The sequence below is a fragment of the Mesorhizobium sp. PL10 genome (assembly GCF_053714315.1).
In genome coordinates this window covers 231,822-249,131 of the sequence record NZ_JBSKBR010000009.1, presented here as the reverse complement: position 1 = coordinate 249,131, position 17,310 = coordinate 231,822, and the positions used below count along the sequence as shown (strand labels likewise).

Annotated in this window: 15 protein-coding genes; 2 read left to right on the top strand and 13 right to left on the bottom strand. The window is 63.0% G+C overall.

Annotated features, from left to right (window positions below; translation table 11 throughout):
- Positions 1-25: 25 nt before the first annotated feature.
- The gene (locus ACWGTO_RS17110) at positions 26-460 is read right to left on the bottom strand and encodes a hypothetical protein (protein ID WP_454575994.1); all 435 of its coding nucleotides are present in this window, start codon (positions 458-460) and stop codon (positions 26-28) included.
- Positions 457-1,470 carry a hypothetical protein gene (locus tag ACWGTO_RS17105; protein WP_454575993.1) on the bottom strand — a complete coding sequence of 338 codons (1,014 nt, stop codon included), beginning with the start codon at positions 1,468-1,470 and terminating at the stop codon, positions 457-459. Before ACWGTO_RS17105 ends, ACWGTO_RS17110 begins: the two co-directional genes overlap by 4 nt.
- A gap of 341 nt (positions 1,471-1,811) precedes the next feature.
- Here ACWGTO_RS17105 and ACWGTO_RS17100 point away from each other — a divergent pair, with 341 nt between their 5' ends.
- A complete protein-coding gene (locus tag ACWGTO_RS17100; protein ID WP_454575992.1) occupies positions 1,812-2,723 on the top strand; it encodes a hypothetical protein in 912 nt (303 codons plus the stop codon).
- 66 nt (positions 2,724-2,789) lie between these two features.
- Here the strand turns inward: ACWGTO_RS17100 and ACWGTO_RS17095 are convergent, their stop codons facing one another.
- From ACWGTO_RS17095 to ACWGTO_RS17045, 11 genes are all read right to left on the bottom strand, one after another.
- A complete protein-coding gene (locus tag ACWGTO_RS17095) occupies positions 2,790-4,187 on the bottom strand; it encodes an NAD(P)(+) transhydrogenase (Re/Si-specific) subunit beta (protein ID WP_454575991.1) in 1,398 nt (465 codons plus the stop codon).
- Positions 4,188-4,193: 6 nt separating this feature from the next.
- A complete protein-coding gene (locus tag ACWGTO_RS17090; protein ID WP_454575990.1) occupies positions 4,194-4,619 on the bottom strand; it encodes a proton-translocating transhydrogenase family protein in 426 nt (141 codons plus the stop codon).
- The gene (locus tag ACWGTO_RS17085; protein WP_454575989.1) at positions 4,619-5,869 is read right to left on the bottom strand and encodes a Re/Si-specific NAD(P)(+) transhydrogenase subunit alpha; all 1,251 of its coding nucleotides are present in this window, start codon (positions 5,867-5,869) and stop codon (positions 4,619-4,621) included. Before ACWGTO_RS17085 ends, ACWGTO_RS17090 begins: the two co-directional genes overlap by 1 nt.
- An 81-nt stretch (positions 5,870-5,950) precedes the next feature.
- On the bottom strand, positions 5,951-6,175 hold the full coding sequence (locus tag ACWGTO_RS17080; RefSeq protein WP_454575988.1) for an aa3-type cytochrome c oxidase subunit IV: 225 nt from the start codon (positions 6,173-6,175) through the stop codon (positions 5,951-5,953).
- Positions 6,176-6,313: 138 nt separating this feature from the next.
- Positions 6,314-7,285, bottom strand: coding sequence for a calcium/sodium antiporter (locus ACWGTO_RS17075; RefSeq protein WP_454575987.1), 972 nt, complete (start codon positions 7,283-7,285; stop codon positions 6,314-6,316).
- 180 nt (positions 7,286-7,465) lie between these two features.
- Positions 7,466-7,615, bottom strand: coding sequence for a DUF3096 domain-containing protein (locus ACWGTO_RS17070; protein ID WP_023729728.1), 150 nt, complete (start codon positions 7,613-7,615; stop codon positions 7,466-7,468).
- 140 nt (positions 7,616-7,755) lie between these two features.
- Positions 7,756-8,520, bottom strand: coding sequence for an N-acyl amino acid synthase FeeM domain-containing protein (locus ACWGTO_RS17065; protein WP_454575986.1), 765 nt, complete (start codon positions 8,518-8,520; stop codon positions 7,756-7,758).
- A 374-nt stretch (positions 8,521-8,894) separates the two neighbouring features.
- A complete protein-coding gene (locus ACWGTO_RS17060) occupies positions 8,895-11,210 on the bottom strand; it encodes a putative bifunctional diguanylate cyclase/phosphodiesterase (RefSeq protein WP_454575985.1) in 2,316 nt (771 codons plus the stop codon).
- Positions 11,211-11,351: 141 nt separating this feature from the next.
- The gene (locus tag ACWGTO_RS17055; protein ID WP_454575984.1) at positions 11,352-14,822 is read right to left on the bottom strand and encodes an indolepyruvate ferredoxin oxidoreductase family protein; all 3,471 of its coding nucleotides are present in this window, start codon (positions 14,820-14,822) and stop codon (positions 11,352-11,354) included.
- Positions 14,823-15,041: 219 nt separating this feature from the next.
- Positions 15,042-15,572, bottom strand: coding sequence for a hypothetical protein (locus ACWGTO_RS17050; protein ID WP_454575983.1), 531 nt, complete (start codon positions 15,570-15,572; stop codon positions 15,042-15,044).
- The gene (locus tag ACWGTO_RS17045) at positions 15,565-16,176 is read right to left on the bottom strand and encodes a CGNR zinc finger domain-containing protein (protein WP_454575982.1); all 612 of its coding nucleotides are present in this window, start codon (positions 16,174-16,176) and stop codon (positions 15,565-15,567) included. The genes ACWGTO_RS17050 and ACWGTO_RS17045 overlap by 8 nt, the downstream gene beginning before the upstream one ends.
- A gap of 145 nt (positions 16,177-16,321) precedes the next feature.
- Between ACWGTO_RS17045 and ACWGTO_RS17040 the strand changes: the two genes are divergently transcribed.
- The gene (locus tag ACWGTO_RS17040) at positions 16,322-17,227 is read left to right on the top strand and encodes a branched-chain amino acid ABC transporter permease (protein ID WP_454575981.1); all 906 of its coding nucleotides are present in this window, start codon (positions 16,322-16,324) and stop codon (positions 17,225-17,227) included.
- Positions 17,228-17,310 lie beyond the last annotated feature (83 nt).

Here is a 17,310-nt window from a genome sequence, read left to right as displayed (position 1 = left end):
TCGTCATCCTCAGAGCGACTCCGCCTCAGCTCGGCTCCAGCTTCCGGCCGAGGTCGACAGCGTCGCGCAGCACCTGCAGATGCGAGCGCGGCGCCGTGCCCGCAGCAACCTCGTCGCCGGTTGCCGTCAATGACCAATAGAGCGTGTGGGTGAAGACGCGGCCGAGCGAACCCTTGAGCTCGACCTGGATGTTCTCCACGCCGGGGCCGAAATTTTCCGTCATCGGTCCCGAAATAGGATCGCCTGTCGCCCAGCCATTGCCCCGGTCGAAGATGTTGGTCCAGCGTGTCGCCGCAAACACCGCGCCATGATGCACGGCGCGCTGCGCCTTGCCTGCGGCGCTGTGACCTTCCTGATATAACACGGTGCCGCCGGCCTGGCCGCCATCGGCAATCGGCGGGCAGGCCGAAAACAGCCGCTCGGCAAGGCCGCGCCTGAATTCGGCTAGATTGTATGTCACCAGGAATTCGCTGTGGGAGAGCGGACTGCCAAGCGTGACGAAATCGCTGATCTTCCATGGCAGCGGATGGTCGTCATCCTTGGTGCGGAGTTGCTGGTAGAGCGCCCACTGGGCCCGCTGAAAGCCGGCGAGATCTCCAAGGCTCGAAGGCCACGCCGAGCCGTCGGAACCGAGCGTCGCCTTATCCCGGCCTCGACCGCTTCCAGCTTCGCCCTGTCGCGAACAGCTTCCAGTTTTCGTGGCCGGAACTCGGCCCACAAGATCTGCAGCAGGTCATAGGCGATGATCGACCCCAGGCTGTGCGAGACCAGCACGATGCGGTCATAACTCTTGTCCATCATCAGTCGCCTGAGCAGGGTCAGACCACGGTTGCGGATCAGCGCCCGCTTCTCGACCGTTGCCGCCTCGGCGCGCACATAGGCGGCGACATCGCCGAAATAGGGCAGGCCGAACTGGTCCACCGCCCAGATGACAAAAGAGGCGAGAGCGGTGACCACAAGGCCGGTAGTCACGGACACAGTCTGCTGCCAGACCGACGTTGCCAGCACAAGTGCTGCGCCGAGAATGAGGATGACGATCAAAAGCGTCGCAAAATAAAGCTTGCGGGCGTCGGGCGGAATGTCGGCGGGCTTGCGCCACAAAAGGTTGGTCACCCAGGCAGCGAGCCGGCCACGTGTAGTACCTTGGGTGATGTCGGCCCAATAGAGCTCATAGAAATCGGTGCGACGGTGGCCGATATCGTAAGGCGTGGTAATGCGGCGCAGTTCGTGCGAATTGGTCCGCCGGTCGGGTGTGATCCAGCTCTGGTTGATCCTGGCGCCAGGTTCGGCCGGATCGGCTATCTGGGCGTGGGGCTCGGCACGGCTGAGATCAGCGCTCCAGACGGCCCTGACAAAACCCCGCAGCGTACCCATCGGCCGCTGCTCACCCATGCCATGCACGATCACCACCGCCTGGCAGAGCTTGTGCGGCGCTTTCTTGGAAACCGGCGATGCGGCAGCTTTGGGCACCAACGTCTCCGTTGACGGCAAGCCCGTCGATACGGCTGGATTTCGCCATGCTAGCCCCGAACCCGCCTCTGGCCAACAGGCGCTGGCCATGTCGGACCGGCAGGGGTCAATCCACAGTTTTGGCACCTTGGCTCGCGCCGAAGCGCCAAATAGTTCCATTCCCGGCAAACAAAATCATTTCATTGTCCGCCGGAACGGAAGTCGCTGAGAGACATTGTGAAACCATCGATCACGATTTTCTCAGGGAGGTTTTCATGGGACGCGGTATTCTGCTTTGGTTGCTCGGTATTCCGATCCCGATCATCATTCTCATCATGCTGTTCGTACGGTAGGAGGCGTCGATGCAGCCCACCGTATCGGCTATCGACCTATCCGCTTCAGAAGAGTCCTCCGCTACAGCCGTTAGCTGGGGGCCTATCATCGCCGGCGCTTTCGCGGCCTCGACGCTGACCTTCATCCTCATGCTGCTCGGCTCAGGGCTGGGGTTGACCATGGTATCGCCATGGTCTGGATCGGGCGCCTCGCTCACCACCTTCGCCGTGTCCGGTGCCATCTGGCTGGTCGTCGTGCAATGGCTGTCCTCCGGCGTCGGCGGCTATCTTGCCGGACGCCTGCGGACCAAATGGGTAGGCATCCACACGGACGAGGTCTACTTCCGCGATACCGCGCACGGCTTCCTCGCCTGGGCGCTGGCGACATTGCTGGTCGTAGGCGTGCTCGGCTCGGCGCTGTCTGCTGTGGTCGGGTCAGGTGTGCAGGCGGCTTCGACTGTGGCGTCGGGCGCCGCCATGGGCGCATCGGCTGGAGCGTCCGCAAATGCCGGCAGCGCATCGGCCGAGACGTCCTATCTCGTGGATTCGCTGTTCCGGCCCGCCGATGCCACCAAGCTCGCGGCGGCCAATCCGGACAGCGACGCCGTAGCGGCCGGACAGGCCTCGCGCATCCTGATCGCCAGTGCCGCGGCAGGCGAGATCTCGGCTGACGACAAGACCTATCTGTCGCAGCTGGTCTTCGCCCGCACCGGTCTCTCCGAGGCCGACGCCAAGGCGCGTGTCGATGCGCTGGTCGCCAAGGTCGAGGACGCCAAGGTCAAGGCGAAGCAGGCCGCCGACATCGCCAGGAAAGGCAGCGCCACCTTTGCCCTTCTCGGCGCCTTGTCGCTTGTCATCGGCGCCTTCATCGCCAGTGCCGCCGCGGCTCTCGGCGGAAGGCAGCGCGACGACGAGGAAGCGGTTTTCCTGACCAACCGCTGAACCGCCTGTTCACATAAAAAAGCCCGGTGCGAAGCCGGGCTTTTCTGCAATCTGCGGCTGGCCGGATCAGTGATCCATCGCCTTGACGATTTCCTCGGTCATCTTCTTGGCGTCGCCGAGCAGCATCATGGTGCCATCCTTGTAGAACAGCGTGTTGTCGATGCCGGCATAGCCCGAGCCGAGCGAGCGCTTGACGAACAGACAGGTGCGCGCCTTGTCGACGTCGAGGATCGGCATGCCGTAGATCGGCGATGACTTGTCGTCGCGAGCGGACGGGTTGGTGACGTCGTTGGCGCCGATGACATAGGCGACATCGGCCTGCGCGAATTCGGAGTTGATGTCCTCAAGCTCGAACACCTCGTCATAGGGCACGTTGGCTTCGGCCAGCAGCACGTTCATGTGGCCGGGCATGCGGCCGGCGACCGGGTGGATGGCGTATTTGACGTCGACGCCATTGGCCTTGAGCTTGTCGGCCATTTCGCGCAGCGCGTGCTGCGCCTGGGCGACCGCCATGCCGTAGCCTGGCACGATGATCACCTTCTGCGCGTTCATCATCAGGTAGGCGGCGTCGTCGGCCGAGCCCTGCTTGACCGTGCGCTCGACGCCGTCATCGGCGGCTGCGGCGGTCTCGCCGCCGAAGCCACCCAGGATGACCGAGATGAAGCTTCGGTTCATGCCCTTGCACATGATGTATGACAGGATCGCGCCCGACGAGCCGACCAGCGCGCCGGTGATGATCAGCGCCAGATTGCCGAGCGTGAAGCCAAGTGCTGCCGCCGCCCAGCCGGAGTAGGAATTCAGCATCGACACGACGACCGGCATGTCGGCGCCGCCGATCGGGATGATCAGCAGCACGCCGAGCACCAGCGACGCGGCTACGATCAACCAGAACACCAGCTTGGCTTCGGTGGTGACCAGAAGCACGATCAGCACGATCAGCGCGATGCCGAGCAGGGCGTTGATGATGTGGCGGCCGCCGATCATGATCGGCTTGCCCGACATGCGGCCGTCGAGTTTGAGGAAGGCGATGACCGACCCCGTGAAGGTGATGGCGCCGATGGCGACGCCGAGGCTCATCTCGATCAGCGCCTGGGCGTGGATGTCGCCATTGGTGCCGATGCCAAAGCTTTCCGGCGCGTAGATGGCAGCAGCCGCCACCATGACGGCGGCGAGGCCGACCAGAGAGTGGAAAGCGGCGACCAGCTGCGGCATCGAGGTCATCGCGATGCGGCGCGCGGTGACCGCACCGACGCCGCCGCCAATGGCCAAACCGAGCACGATCAGGCCGAATCCACCGGCCGAAGGGACGGCGAGCGCCAGCGTGGTGGCAATGGCTATGCCCATGCCGATCATGCCGTAGAGATTGCCCTGGCGGCTGGTGGTCGGATGCGACAGGCCGCGCAGCGCCAGGATGAACAGGATGCCGGAGACCAGATAGAGGAAGGAAGCGAAGTTGGCGTTCATGGCGCTCTACTTGTCCTTCTTCTTGTACATGGCCAGCATGCGCTGGGTGACCAAGAAGCCGCCGAAAATGTTGACCGAGACCAGCATCAGCGCGACGAAGCCGAAGCCTGTGGCAATGCCGGAGGCCGAAATGCCGACAGCCAAAAGCGCGCCGACGACGATGACCGAGGAGATGGCGTTGGTGACCGCCATCAGGGGCGTGTGCAGGGCGGGTGTCACCGACCAGACGACGTAATAACCGACAAAGATCGCCAGAATGAAAATGGCGAAGCGGAAAACGAAAGGATCGATGGCGCCACCGGACAGTGCATGCGCGGCGTCACCCGCCGCATCGGCACCACCGGGCGCATTGGCGAGGTTCTGCACCGCGAGCCGAACAGCGGCACTTGCCTGGTCGAGCTGGTCGAGGGCTTTCTGCAAGGCCTGATCCATCACGCGATCCCCTTCGGCTTGACAGTGGATTTTTTCGGCGCGGCCTTCTTCGGCGCGGCGTCGGCGACCATGGTCTTGGCCGGGATCGCCGCCGGTTCGACATGAGGCTGTTCCGCTGCCTTGGCGAAGGCCGGATGCACAATCTTACCGCCGTCGGTCAGCATCGTTGCCTTGACCAATTCGTCGTCGCGCTTGATGGCAAGCGTCTTGGTGGCCTTGTCGACCAGCGTCTCGAGGAAAGCGAACAGGTTCCTGGCGTAGAGCAGCGAGGCCGATGCGGCGACGCGGCCGGGCACGTTGAGATGGCCGACGATTTTTACGCCATTGACCGTGGTCACCACCTGACCTGGAATCGCGCCCTCGACATTGCCGCCGCGCTCGACGGCAAGGTCGACGATCACCGAGCCCGGCTTCATCGAAGCGACCATCGCCGCCGACACCAGCTTCGGTGCAGGGCGACCGGGGATCAACGCGGTGGTGATGACGATGTCCTGCTTGGCGATGTGCTCGGCGGTGAGTGCCGCCTGCTTGGCCTGGTATTCCTTCGACATTTCCTTGGCGTAGCCGCCGGCGGTCTCGGCCGCCTTGAACTCCTCATCCTCGACGGCGAGGAACTTTGCGCCGAGCGAGGCGACCTGTTCCTTGGCGGCGGGACGCACGTCGGTGGCGGTGACGACGGCGCCGAGGCGGCGCGCGGTGGCGATCGCCTGCAGACCGGCAACGCCGACACCCATGATGAAGATCTTCGCCGCCGGCACCGTGCCTGCCGCCGTCATCATCATCGGCAGCGCCCGGTCATATTCCGATGCGCCGTCGATCACCGCCTGATAGCCGGCGAGGTTTGCCTGGCTGGACAGCACGTCCATCGATTGCGCTCGGGTGATGCGTGGCATGAATTCCATCGAGAAGGCGGTGACGCCGGCCTTGGCCAAGGCCGCGATCGCGGCATCGTTGCCATAGGGGTCCATGATGGCGATGACCGCCGCACCCGATTTGTAGCCTTTCAACTCGGCGTCGGTGGGACGGCGCACCTTCAGCACCACATCCGCCCGGCCCGCATCCGAAGCCTTGCCGATCACAGCACCGGTCTTGGCAAATTCCTCGTCGGGAATGCGCGACCTGATGCCGGCCCCGGTCTCGACAATCACGTCGAAGCCCAGCGCCGCCAGCCGCTTCACCGTATCCGGCGAGGCGGCAACGCGCGGCTCGCTGGCGTCGAGCTCACGAGGGATGAAAACCGTCTGTCCCACCGCATGATCCTTTCGGCTGGAACCTGTTTGCGCAACATGGCGGCCGGAGTCCGGCGGCCTTCCGGCACAGGGTCTGAAAGTCTATCGGAGAATGAAGGCGCCGGCAGCCAGGATCAGCACGAACAGGATGGTCGCCGAGAAGAAGCCGCCCGCAAAGAAGCCGAAAGCCATGGCCAGCAGCAGGGCGCCGCAAAACAGCGAGCCGTATTTGGCCAGCGCCAGGAACCCGTGATAGGTGCGGTCGTGCTCCGCATAATCCATCTTCGCGCCCAGTTCGACAGGACCGGTCGGCGTGTGCTCAGCCATAGGAATACCCCTTCGAAGACATCTTTGAGGCACATAGCGAAAAGCCGGGCCGAGAGCAATGGCGCTATTACCCCTGCGGCTGCGACAAGAGCGTCACGAAAAGCGCGGTATCGCGCCAAAGGGTATAAAAACGGTCGGCTACCATACCAGCGCGACGATGTAAGCAGCATAACCGGCCAGCAGCACAACGCCTTCGGTTCGATCGACCCTTCGGCGCGTCCACGCGAAGACAAAGATCAGCACCGTGGCCACGAACAGCACCGGAAAATCGAATTTGACCACGCTGGCAGGTACGTCGATTGGCGACACCAGCGCGGTCACGCCGCCAATCCCCAGAATGTTGTAAAGGCCCGAGCCAAGCACATTGCCAAGGGCAAGGTCGGACTGGCCACGAAGCGAGGCAACAAGGGAGGTCGCCAGCTCCGGCATCGACGTCCCGATCGCCACCACGGTCAGACCGACCACGGTTTCCGATATGCCGAGCGCGTGGGCCAGCCGGACGGCGCCGCTCACCAGGAACTCGCCGCCGAAGATGATCAGCACAAGCCCGGCAAGCGCAAGGACCAGCGGCAGCCAGATCGGCTTGCCGCTTCTACCGGGCACGAACCCGGGATCGGCCTCTTGTGCCGCAAGGGCCCGTTCGACCGCAGCCCCTTGATCCGCTGTGGCGGGCGAGCGCTCCTGGCGATAGGCGACATACATGTATGCGCCGAGCAGCATAAGGAAGGCCAATCCGACCAGCCGGCCGAGCGGCATGGTGGCGCCAATGGCGATAAACAGTGCGGTGACCGCGATCAGCACCACGCCGTCACGCTTGAGCAGCGAGGATTTTACGGCAACCGGCGTGACGACGGCGGTGATGCCGAGGATGAGCAAGGAATTGGCGATGTTGGACCCGACAATGTTGCCGACGGCAATTCCGGCCGAGCCGGCAAGTGCCGCCTGTACCGACGTCACCAGTTCAGGCGCGGAGGTGCCGAAGCCGACCAGGGTCAGCCCGATGAGCAATGGCGAGACGCCAAACGAGGAAGCCACGCCGACGGACCCGCGCACAAGCAATTCGCCGCCCAGAATGAGCAACACAAGCCCGGCAATGATCGAAAGCCACATCCACGTCCCCCAAAAGCTCCGATCCGACCGAAGCTCGAATGGCGCCACCTAAGGTGGCCTTTCTGAAGTTAGGCATACCCCAGTCGGGCCGCAACCATTTCAGGACCGATCCGCCAGCTTTCGGCGGCCCTTGGACGGCAATGATACTTTGGAGGGGCTCTTCGCCGCTGACGGCTTCCCTCAGCCGGCCAGATGCGGGAACAGGCCGAGCAATCCAACGACGATCAGATAAAGCGCGACAATGTAGTTGAGGAGCCGCGGCATCACCAGGATCAGCACACCGGCGATCAGGGAGATGAGCGGGGTAAGCGCGAGCGAGTGGATGGTCATGTCGGCATACTTTCACGTGAACAATTCGGAGGAACCGCCTTTCAGGCAGGGTACGGCAGCACCACGGACGCGGCGCCGCCGCCACAAGCAATAACGACGAAGCCACCGGAAAGGTCCATGGCGCGAGAATGAACATCCGTTCAGGCGGCGTTCCGGTAGTATTTCGCTGTTGGCACAATGGACAAAGGTGTCAGCCGGTTGATCGCCGGATTGCCAAACATCAGCCTCTGCTCCGTCGCTGTCGATCTGAAGAACGGTAACCGGTCGAGTATCCGTTGAACATTCTCTTCATTGCCGGGAATTTCGAACAATGCGAGCGGAGGGAGAACGCCCGGAAACACCTTGCCCCCGGTCCTCTGCGTGGCGCTGAAGAAGCGAGCATAAAAAGCTGAATGCTCCAACTTAATCGGGATAAACATCGCGGTCTGGCGAAAATAACAGTAGGCCGCCATGCAAATCCGGAGCGTCAGGAAAGGCAGCACTCCGGGCGCCGGCGCGCTGTCCGGATCTGTCGCGAAGCGGGTTCCGTCGATGAAGGTCTCCCCGCGGGCAAGCCGGGGAAGCAATATTTCGGGATAAGCGTCGGTCGAAGGCGAGTATGGCTGGTCACTGGAAATATAGTGGAGGCGCACTGTACTGACCAATTCGCCGTAGCAGTAGACACCGAACCGATAGGAATTGGGCAGATCGTCCCAGCGATCCTCGAACATGCCGCTGGCGATCGGGCCGCACATACCTGAGCGCAGATAGGACTTATAGCGGAGTCGGTAGATCGCCTCCAGATCTTCGCCCCCGGTAATGAGACGATATTCGACATGATCCAGTAATTGCATCATGGATCGGTTGAGCGCCGAGTCGATCCTCGCGCCGGCCTCAGCCGACGCAATCTTCCTTGCAGTATCCATTGCCAGTCCTCGAATTCCGCCTGGAAGTAGGCTATTCGAGTTGAAATGAGACACAAGCTGAAAATTCAACATTGCTTATTTACCGCTTGTTAACCTTAACGGCTGCGGTCGTTCACCGATTTTGGACACGAAAAAGCAAATGGCGCAGCCGGTGGTTGCCTGATCCGGCCGGCCTGGCGGCGGTCATCGAAACGATTCTGAAGTCAGATCTTGAAAGCGCCGGACTAGCGGGTTTGGACGACGCATGAGCGGTCGTCATTTCATCAAGTGAACAATTGCTCGCTGTTTTTAAATGCATTTCCAGGTGGAGAACCGCTCACACTTTCTGGGATTGCTTTTGCGCAGACGCGATTCCGGACGGAAAACCGCTTCGTTTAGCTGGCTGTCCGTTTGCCGGCGAGATGCAGGTCAGCGGCAAACGGCCATGTGACGCTCGACATCGTCTCGATGCCCGATGCGCTGAGCGCGGCGCCGAACAGGAAGCCCTGCACGAAGTCCGGCTTGACCAAATGGACCAGCGTCTTCAGCTGCTCGAAGGTCTCGACCCCTTCGATGGTGACCGAAAGGCCCAATGTCCGGGACAGGCCGACGATGCCCTTCAGAAGGTCGAGCGACTGCCGGTTCTGGTTCACGTCGACCAGGAAAGAGCGGTCGATCTTGATCTTGTCGAGCGGCAGCTTGTGGAGATAGCTCAGGCTGGAGTAGCCGGTCCCGAAATCGTCGAGCGCGATGCGAACCCCAAGCTGCTTCATTTCCTCGATATACTGGCGTGTCAGCGACTTGTCGTCGAGCAGGGCGGTTTCGGTGACTTCGATCTCGAGGCGCCTGGCGGCGAGCCCCGAACTGGCAAGCGCGTCACGAACCTTCTGGACAACGTCGCGATTGCGGAAATCCTTGGCCGAAAGGTTGACCGACACGCTGGTCTGGGCCGGCCATTTGGCGCATTCGGCACACGCGGCCTCCAGCACGAAAGTGCTTATGTCGGAAACGATACCCATCTCCTCGGCCAGGGGGATGAAGACACTGGGTGAGACAGGGCCGAGATCGGGGTGGTCCCAACGACAGAGCGCCTCGCAGCTGGCGATGCGCATGGTGTTTACAGCCACGATCGGCTGATAGACGACGCGTAATTCCCTGGCCAGCACGGCGTTGCGCAGATCGGCCTTCATCAGCTGGCGATTGCGGAAGGCGGCGTCCATGGCCGCCTCGAACAGCCTCCAGCTATTCTTGCCGAGCTCCTTGGCCTTGTAGAGGGCAAGGTCGGCCTTGACGATCATGGCATCAACATCGGTGTCCTTGACCTTGGACAGCACCGCGCCACCGCTGGCCTGGATGCGCAAGCCGTGGCCGGCGACGTCCACCTCACCCTGCAGGTCCGCGAATATATGGTCGAGGAGGGTGCTGAGATGGCTCTCGTCCTCGACGCGGTCGAAGAAGATCATGAACTCGTCACCGCCGAAGCGGCTGACCGTGATGCCCGGTCCGGCAACCGCCGCGAGACGCTCGGCCACTGCGTAGATCAACCCGTCGCCGACAGGATGGCCGAGGGTGTCGTTGACGCTCTTGAAGTCATCGAGATCGAGCACCGCCAGACCGCAGAGCCGCTCCTGCTCGCCGGAGGCCATGGCCTCATGGACAAGTTCGTGGAAATAGGCGCGGTTCGGCAGGCCGGTGAGGCTGTCAAAGCGCGCCATGAAGCGGATCTTTTCTTCAGCCTCGACGCGGGCGGTGACGTCCTCGAAGGTGATGACGCCGAGGTCCTGATTGCCTTCGCGCGCCGAGAACTCGTAGTACTGGCCGTTGGCGAGCGAGACCAGTACCTTGCGGTCGCGGCCTTCGCGCAGGGCGCGCGTCAGTTGCGCCTCGATGTAGCGGCAGTCCTTCGGGGCCAGCATGCCGCCGGCAACGCCGCGCATCAAGAGGCCGTGGATCGACCGCCCCAGCAGCGTGCCCGGCGATTTCAATGACATCAAAAGTGCTGCCTCGGCGTTGGCGACGACCACCTTCCCGTTCGAGTCGAGCATGACAAGGCCATGCGACATCGTATTTAGCGCCCGATCGAACCTTTGCGCCAACTCCTTCGCCTGCCTGTGCCCGATGACCGCCGAGAACAGAACGTTCCGGACATGGTCGGCGCTGCTGATGGTGACGATTGTCGTCGGAATGATCATCAGCCCGAGGACGAAGTCGGGGACGTCCATGCGCAGGAAGAGCGCAAGTGCCGCTGGCCCAATGAGGGTCACGGAAAAAATCTGCACCATGCGCCTGGACCCGTAGCTTCGGCCGACAACGGTGAGCAGGGTGGTCAATGCCAACGACACAGACGCCAGTTCGGCGAAGTTATCGGGCCGCAGGTAGATCGACACGAAACAGAATGACCCCAACGCGAGGCCCTGCGCACTGCCTTTGAGAATGTAACCGCGTTCCCACTCCTCTGCCTTTTCGACAGTGAGTATAGGGCTGCCGCTCCTGTGGAAGCTGCGGATGCTGAAGTAACGCCAAAGGCTGATCGACAACAGAAGGAAGGCGAAGCCAAGATACAGCGGATCGTGCGTCCGCAGGTAGATCGTCAATCCGAGGATCCAGTAGCATACGCCGCCGACCACCAGCATGTAGGCGTTGTCGGACAACGCCCGCACAAACTGGATGTAAACATCCGACGGGATGTCTTCGGTCTTTGCTCTGTCCATACCGTTGGCCCAACGCTAAGCCTTGTCATGCCACACCCGCCTTAAGAAAGGCTTAGAACAGCGGCTTTGGCCCGTTTGCCGTGGGCGGGCAAATGCAGTACAGATTGGGAAATCAAGCTTCAGGTAAACAAGGCGTGTCGATCACTCTGCGGCCTGAAGTTCGGGCCGCGCAGGTGTGTTGGCCAGCCGCTCGACAAGCCTTTTGCGCTCGCCATCGGCCTTTTCGGCGCTGGCCTGTCTGATATGGCCATAGCCGCGAATGAGCGCCGGCACCGAGGCCAGCGCCACGGCGGCCTCGATCCTGCCCGGTGCAAGTGCCGCCGCGATAAGTTCCAGATCAGCCTCATAGCGGGCCAGAAGCTGCCGCTCCATGCGCCGCTCGGCGCTGTAGCCGAACAGGTCGAAAGCCGAGCCGCGCAGGCCTTTCAGCGCCGCCAGCAGGCGAAAACCTGTTATCATCCACGGGCCGAAGTTCGATTTCCTCGGCTTGCCGTCATTGCCGCGGCTGCCCATGATCGGTGGCGCCAGATGAAATTCGAGTTTTTCGTAGCTTTGGAACTGCTTTGACAGTTCCGTGGTGAAGGAACCGTCGGTGTAGAGCCGCGCCACCTCATATTCGTCCTTGATCGCCATCAGCTTGAACAGGTTTTTGGCCGCCGCTTCGGTCACCGCCGTCGAACCAGACACGGCCTTTGCCTCGGCGGCACGCAAAACGGCCAGTTTTTCGGCATAGCGCTTGCTATAGGCGGCGTTCTGATAGGCGGTGAGGAAAGCGACGCGGCGGGCGATCATATCGTCCAGCGTCTCGGCGATCGGTGCGGCTTTGCCCGGCTGGGCGATGAGGCCGCGCACGAAATCCGGCTGATGCGCGGCGCGCCGGCCCCAGCGGAATGCGGCGATGTTCATCGCCACCGCCTCGCCGTTCAATTCGATTGCCTTTTCAACGGCTTGCGCCGACAGCGGCAGGCCGCCATGCTGGAAGGCAAAGCCGAGCATGAACATGTTGGCGCCGAGCGAATTGCCGAACAATTGGGTGGCGGTGCGCGTGGCGTCGAAGAAATGCGCCTTGTCGTCGCCGGCAGCAGCGCGGATCGCCTTCTTCAGCCGTTCGATCGGAAGCGAGAAATCGGCCGCGCGGGCGAATTCGCCGGGCATGATCTCGGCGGTGTTGGCAAGGAAGATGGTATGGCCTTCGCGCACCGCGCCAAGCACCTTCTTGGCGCCGGACACGACGAGGTCGCAGCCCAGCACCAGGTCGGCTTTGCCGGCCGAAACGCGGATGGCGTGGATATCGTCCGGGGTGCGGGCGATGCGGACATGGGTGAACACCGAACCGCCCTTCTGGGCGAGGCCGGCCATGTCGATCATGCCGCAGCCCTTGTCCTCGAGATGGGCGGCCATGCCGAGCACCGCGCCGATGGTGACGACGCCTGTGCCGCCGACGCCGTCGATGATCGCCGCCCAACCCTCGCTGCCGAGCGGGAATTCGGCCGGGACCGGTACGCCGTCGAGCGGATCGGTCCGCCCGGCAATGCCTTCGGCCTTACGGATCTTGGCGCCGTGGACGGTGACGAAGGACGGGCAGAAGCCGTTGACGCAGGAGAAATCCTTGTTGCAGCTCGACTGGTCTATTCTGCGCTTGCGGCCGAACTCGGTTTCGACCGGCTGGATCGAGACGCAGTTCGACTGCACGCCGCAATCGCCGCAGCCCTCGCAGACCAGTTCGTTGATGAACACCCGCTTGTCCGGATCCGGAAAGGTGCCGCGCTTGCGGCGGCGGCGTTTTTCGGCCGCGCAGGTCTGGTCGTAAAGCAGCACCGAAACGCCTTTGACGTCGCGCAGCTGGCGCTGGACGAGATCGAGGTCGTCGCGATGATGGATGGTGGCATTGGCCGGGAATTCGGCTTTGCCTGCATATTTGTCCGGCTCGTCGGTGACGATGGCGATGCGGTCGACCCCTTCCGCACGCACTTGCCTGGCGATCATGTCGACCGTCAGGCCGCCCTCATGCGGCTGGCCGCCGGTCATGGCGACGGCGTCGTTGTAGAGGATCTTGTAGGTGATGTTGGCGTCGGTCGACAGCGCGAAGCGGATCGCCAGCGTGCCGGAGTGATTGTAGGTGCCGTCGCCGAGATTCTGGAAAATGTGGTCGCGCTTGGAGAACGGCGCCTGGCCGACCCATTGCGCACCTTCGCCGCCCATGGCGGTGAAGCCGACCGTGTTGCGGTCCATCCACAGGGCCATGAAGTGGCAGCCGATGCCGGCGGCAGCGATCGAGCCGTCTGGCACCTTGGTCGAGGAATTGTGCGGGCAGCCGGAACAGAAGAACGGCGTGCGTGAGCCGATGTCGCTGGTGTCGGCGAGCATGGCCTGGAACTGGCGCAGCTTCGCCACCTTCGCGGCGATCTCTTCCGATGGGCCGATGGTGCGCAGGATCCGCTCGCCCAGCGCAATGGCGATCTCGTTGGGGTCGAGCGCGCCCTTGGCCGGGAACAGCCAGTCGCCGCGCTCGTCCTTCTTGCCGACGATGGCCGGCTGGGTGGCCGTGCCGTAGAGATTTTCGCGCAGCTGCACCTCGATCAGCGACCGCTTCTCCTCGACGACGACGATGGTGTCGAGGCCACGGGCGAATTCGGAGATATGCTGCAGGTCGAGCGGCCACGGGCAGCCGACCTTGAACAGGCGGATGCCGATGCGATTGGCGGCCGCCTCGTCGACGCCGATGTCTCCCAGTGCCTGTCGGACGTCGAGATAGCTCTTGCCCAGCGTGATGATACCGAGCTTCGGGCTGCGGCCGCCGGAATAGACGATGCGGTTCAGTCCGTTGGCGTGGATGAAGGCGGACGCAGCAGCGCGCTTGTGCTCATGCAGCCGCTCCTCCTGGCCGAGCATGTCGATCTCATGGCGGATGTTGAGGCCGCCGGGCGGCATGTCGAACTCCGGCACGACGATGTCCAGCCGTTCGAGCGCGGCATCGACGGAGGCCGTCGATTCGATGTTGTCCTTGACGCATTTGATCGCCGCCCAGGTGCCGGCAAAACGCGACATGGCAAAGCCGTAGAGCCCGTAGTCGATGATCTCCTGGACACCGGCCGGGTTGAGGATCGGCACCATGGTGTCGACGAACAGGAATTCGGTGGCATGCGCGTTGGTCGAGGATTCGGCCATATGGTCGTCGCCCATCAAAGCAAGCACACCGCCATGTCTAGACGAACCGGCGAGGTTGGCGTGGCGGAAGACGTCGCCCGAACGGTCAACGCCCGGCCCCTTGCCGTACCAGACCGAAAACACGCCGTCATGCGTGCCTTCGCCCAGCAATTCCGCCTGCTGCGAGCCCCAGCAGGCGGTGGCGGCAAGCTCCTCGTTGAGGCCGGGCTGGAAGACGATATCGGCCTGCGCCAGCTGCTTTTTCGCCCGCCACAGCTGCATGTCCAGGCCACCGAGCGGCGAGCCGCGGTAGCCGGAAACGAAGCCAGCCGTGTTGAGGCCGGCGCGGCGGTCGCGCTCGCGCTGCATCAACAACATGCGGATGACCGCCTGCGCGCCGGACAGGAAGATGCGCTCCTTACCAAGATCGAACTTGTCGTCGAGCGCGACGTCGTGCAGCGTCATCAGGCATTTCCTCTGCGGAGGCTGCGCGGGGGCAGGTAGCCAACGTAGGAGTGAGATGGCGCAGTCTTTCTCCGCTTGCAAGGCAGGTCAAACGAAATCGAAAGTGCCAGGCAAAGCGCAACGAACGGTCTCCCGTCATCACGGCTCCCGCACGAAACCGATCCGCGGCGGCTGTCCGGCGACCGAAAATTTCTACTGAGTCGCGTCGGGCAAAACGCATCAGCCTTTCGAGCAATCCGGCTTGGGCTCACCGGGCAGCTTGCCGTCGGGGTGGCCGGCGAGGTCGGGATTGGCAGTATAGAGCTGGTCGACCACCAGCGGACGGTCGGGCAGGATCGACTGATCCTCTGTGGAGATCAGCGTGGTGTCGATCTTCTGCAGGAACGTACCGTCAGGACCCCTGATGCTGATGGAGATCGCATAGGGCTTGTCCTTGACAATGCAGCTCAGCGCCGGGCTTTCCAGGCTGACCTTGTCGAGCTTCGGCCAGACCTTCTGCTCGACCACCAGGGGAGGACCGCCGGCCGGATTCTGGAAGCTGGCGACCGCAACCTGGCCTTCGCCCATCGGCTGCAGGGGCCGCAGCGTCACGACATAGGTCGCCCGGGCGAGACGGTAGTTGAAGACGACGACCTTGCCGGAAACCTCGAACAGCTTGCCATCGCCGCCGGTGTCGCGGCAGGCGCCGAGTACAACAGCGGCAATGAGCGCTGCACCGACAAGGATCGAGCGAAAAACAACCCTAGGCATTGTTGACCTCATGGGCCGCCGTGCGGCGGCGGCGATAGTGGCGGCTTGCTTTCTGGCGGTTGCCGCACACCGCCATGTCGCACCAGAGGCGGCTGGAATTGCGGCTCCTGTCGACGAACAGCCAGCTGCAATTGGGACAGATCCTGAGCCTGGAAACCGTATCGTCGCGAAGCAGCGACAAGGCTGAAACCGCCAGCGCCGCCTCAAAGGCGATCGGCGTCGCTGGATCGCCGAACGGCTTGCCCGAGGCGCCGATCTCGGCCGGGCTCTGATCGAGGCCCTTGGCGCAGGCTTTTAGAAAAGGAGCGAGGTCGCCGGCGGCAAGCGCACCTTTCGACACGGCGCCGCGAAACAACCGGTCGGTCGTCTCGCGGATCGACAGCACCACTGTCGCGATCCTGTCCGGCGCGGCAGCCTCCAGCCGCCTGCCGCCAAGCTCGGCGCCGCGAAAGCCGCTGGCGGCCTCGGCAAAGCGCGCAATCTCGGCCGGATCGGCAAAGCGGTCGAAGGTTTTTTCGGGATCGTTGCGCAACACCACGGTGTTGGCCGTGTCGAGCGCGAGCATGCCGCCGGTGAAGCGATGCGGGGTCCAGGATACCGTCATATCGGAAATCTAACCGATAAATCGCGTTTGACAAGTTAGATTCTACGATGCAAACCTTGGCGCGGGCTCCGCGGAATTTTGTTGGAGCACGTCGTTGTCCCAAAACCGCTTCGCACTTTTGGGCGACACGCTCTGAAGGCTATCGATGCTCTATTTCTTCCAGCAGGTGCTGAACGGGCTGCATTCGGGCGCGCTCTATGCGCTGCTCGCCTTCGGCTACGTGCTGACCAACGGCATCCTGCACCGGACCAACCTCGCCTATGGCGCGCTGTTCGCATTCTGCGGCCAGACGATGATCCTGACCGTGGCCTTCGGCTATCAGGCATTGTGGCTGACATTGCTGGCGGCGGTCGTGCTCGGCGTCGTCACGGCCTTCCTCTATGCCGCGCTGATCAGCCACGTGCTGTCGCGCAACGTCTTCGAACCGCTGGCCGACCGAACGCCCAATGCCATCGTGGTGACGACGCTCGGCATCCTGCTGGTGCTGTCGGAAGCAAGCCGCATTGCCGCCGACACGCATGACTGGTGGCTGCCGCCGATGCTGGCGCAACCCATCGTTTTCGCTCAGGATGCCAGCTTCAAGGCGACGCTGACCCTGATCCAGCTCATCGACTGCGCGATTGTTCTGGCGGCAATCGTCGTCGCCGCATGGGCGTTTGCCCGCTCTGGCTTCGGTCGCCGCTGGCGCGCCGTCTCCGACGATCCCCACGCGGCAGCCTTGTGCGGTGTCGATGTGCGCAGGGTGTTCCGGCATGCGGTGCTGTTTGGCGGTTTCTGCGCCGCGCTGGCCGGTGTCATGGCTGCCCTCTACTACGGCAATGTCAGCTTCGGCTCCGGCCTCGTCTACGGACTGAAGATCCTGTTCGTGACGGCAGTGGGGGGCTATCTCTCGCCGCCGCGGGCGGCGCTGGGTGCGGCCGCCTTCGGCATGGCGGAATCGTTATGGGCCGGCTATTTCCCGATCGAATGGCGCGATGGCTGGATGTATCTGTTCCTCGTCGCAGCGCTTGTGCTGATCGGACCCGGCCGCGACCAGCAGAAGATCGCCTGATCGCCGCATTGGGTGTCAGACTTTGGTTGCATGACGTAGCAGCCGGTCGGCACTTTATCCCCTGCCTCCCGTCGCAACGGCGT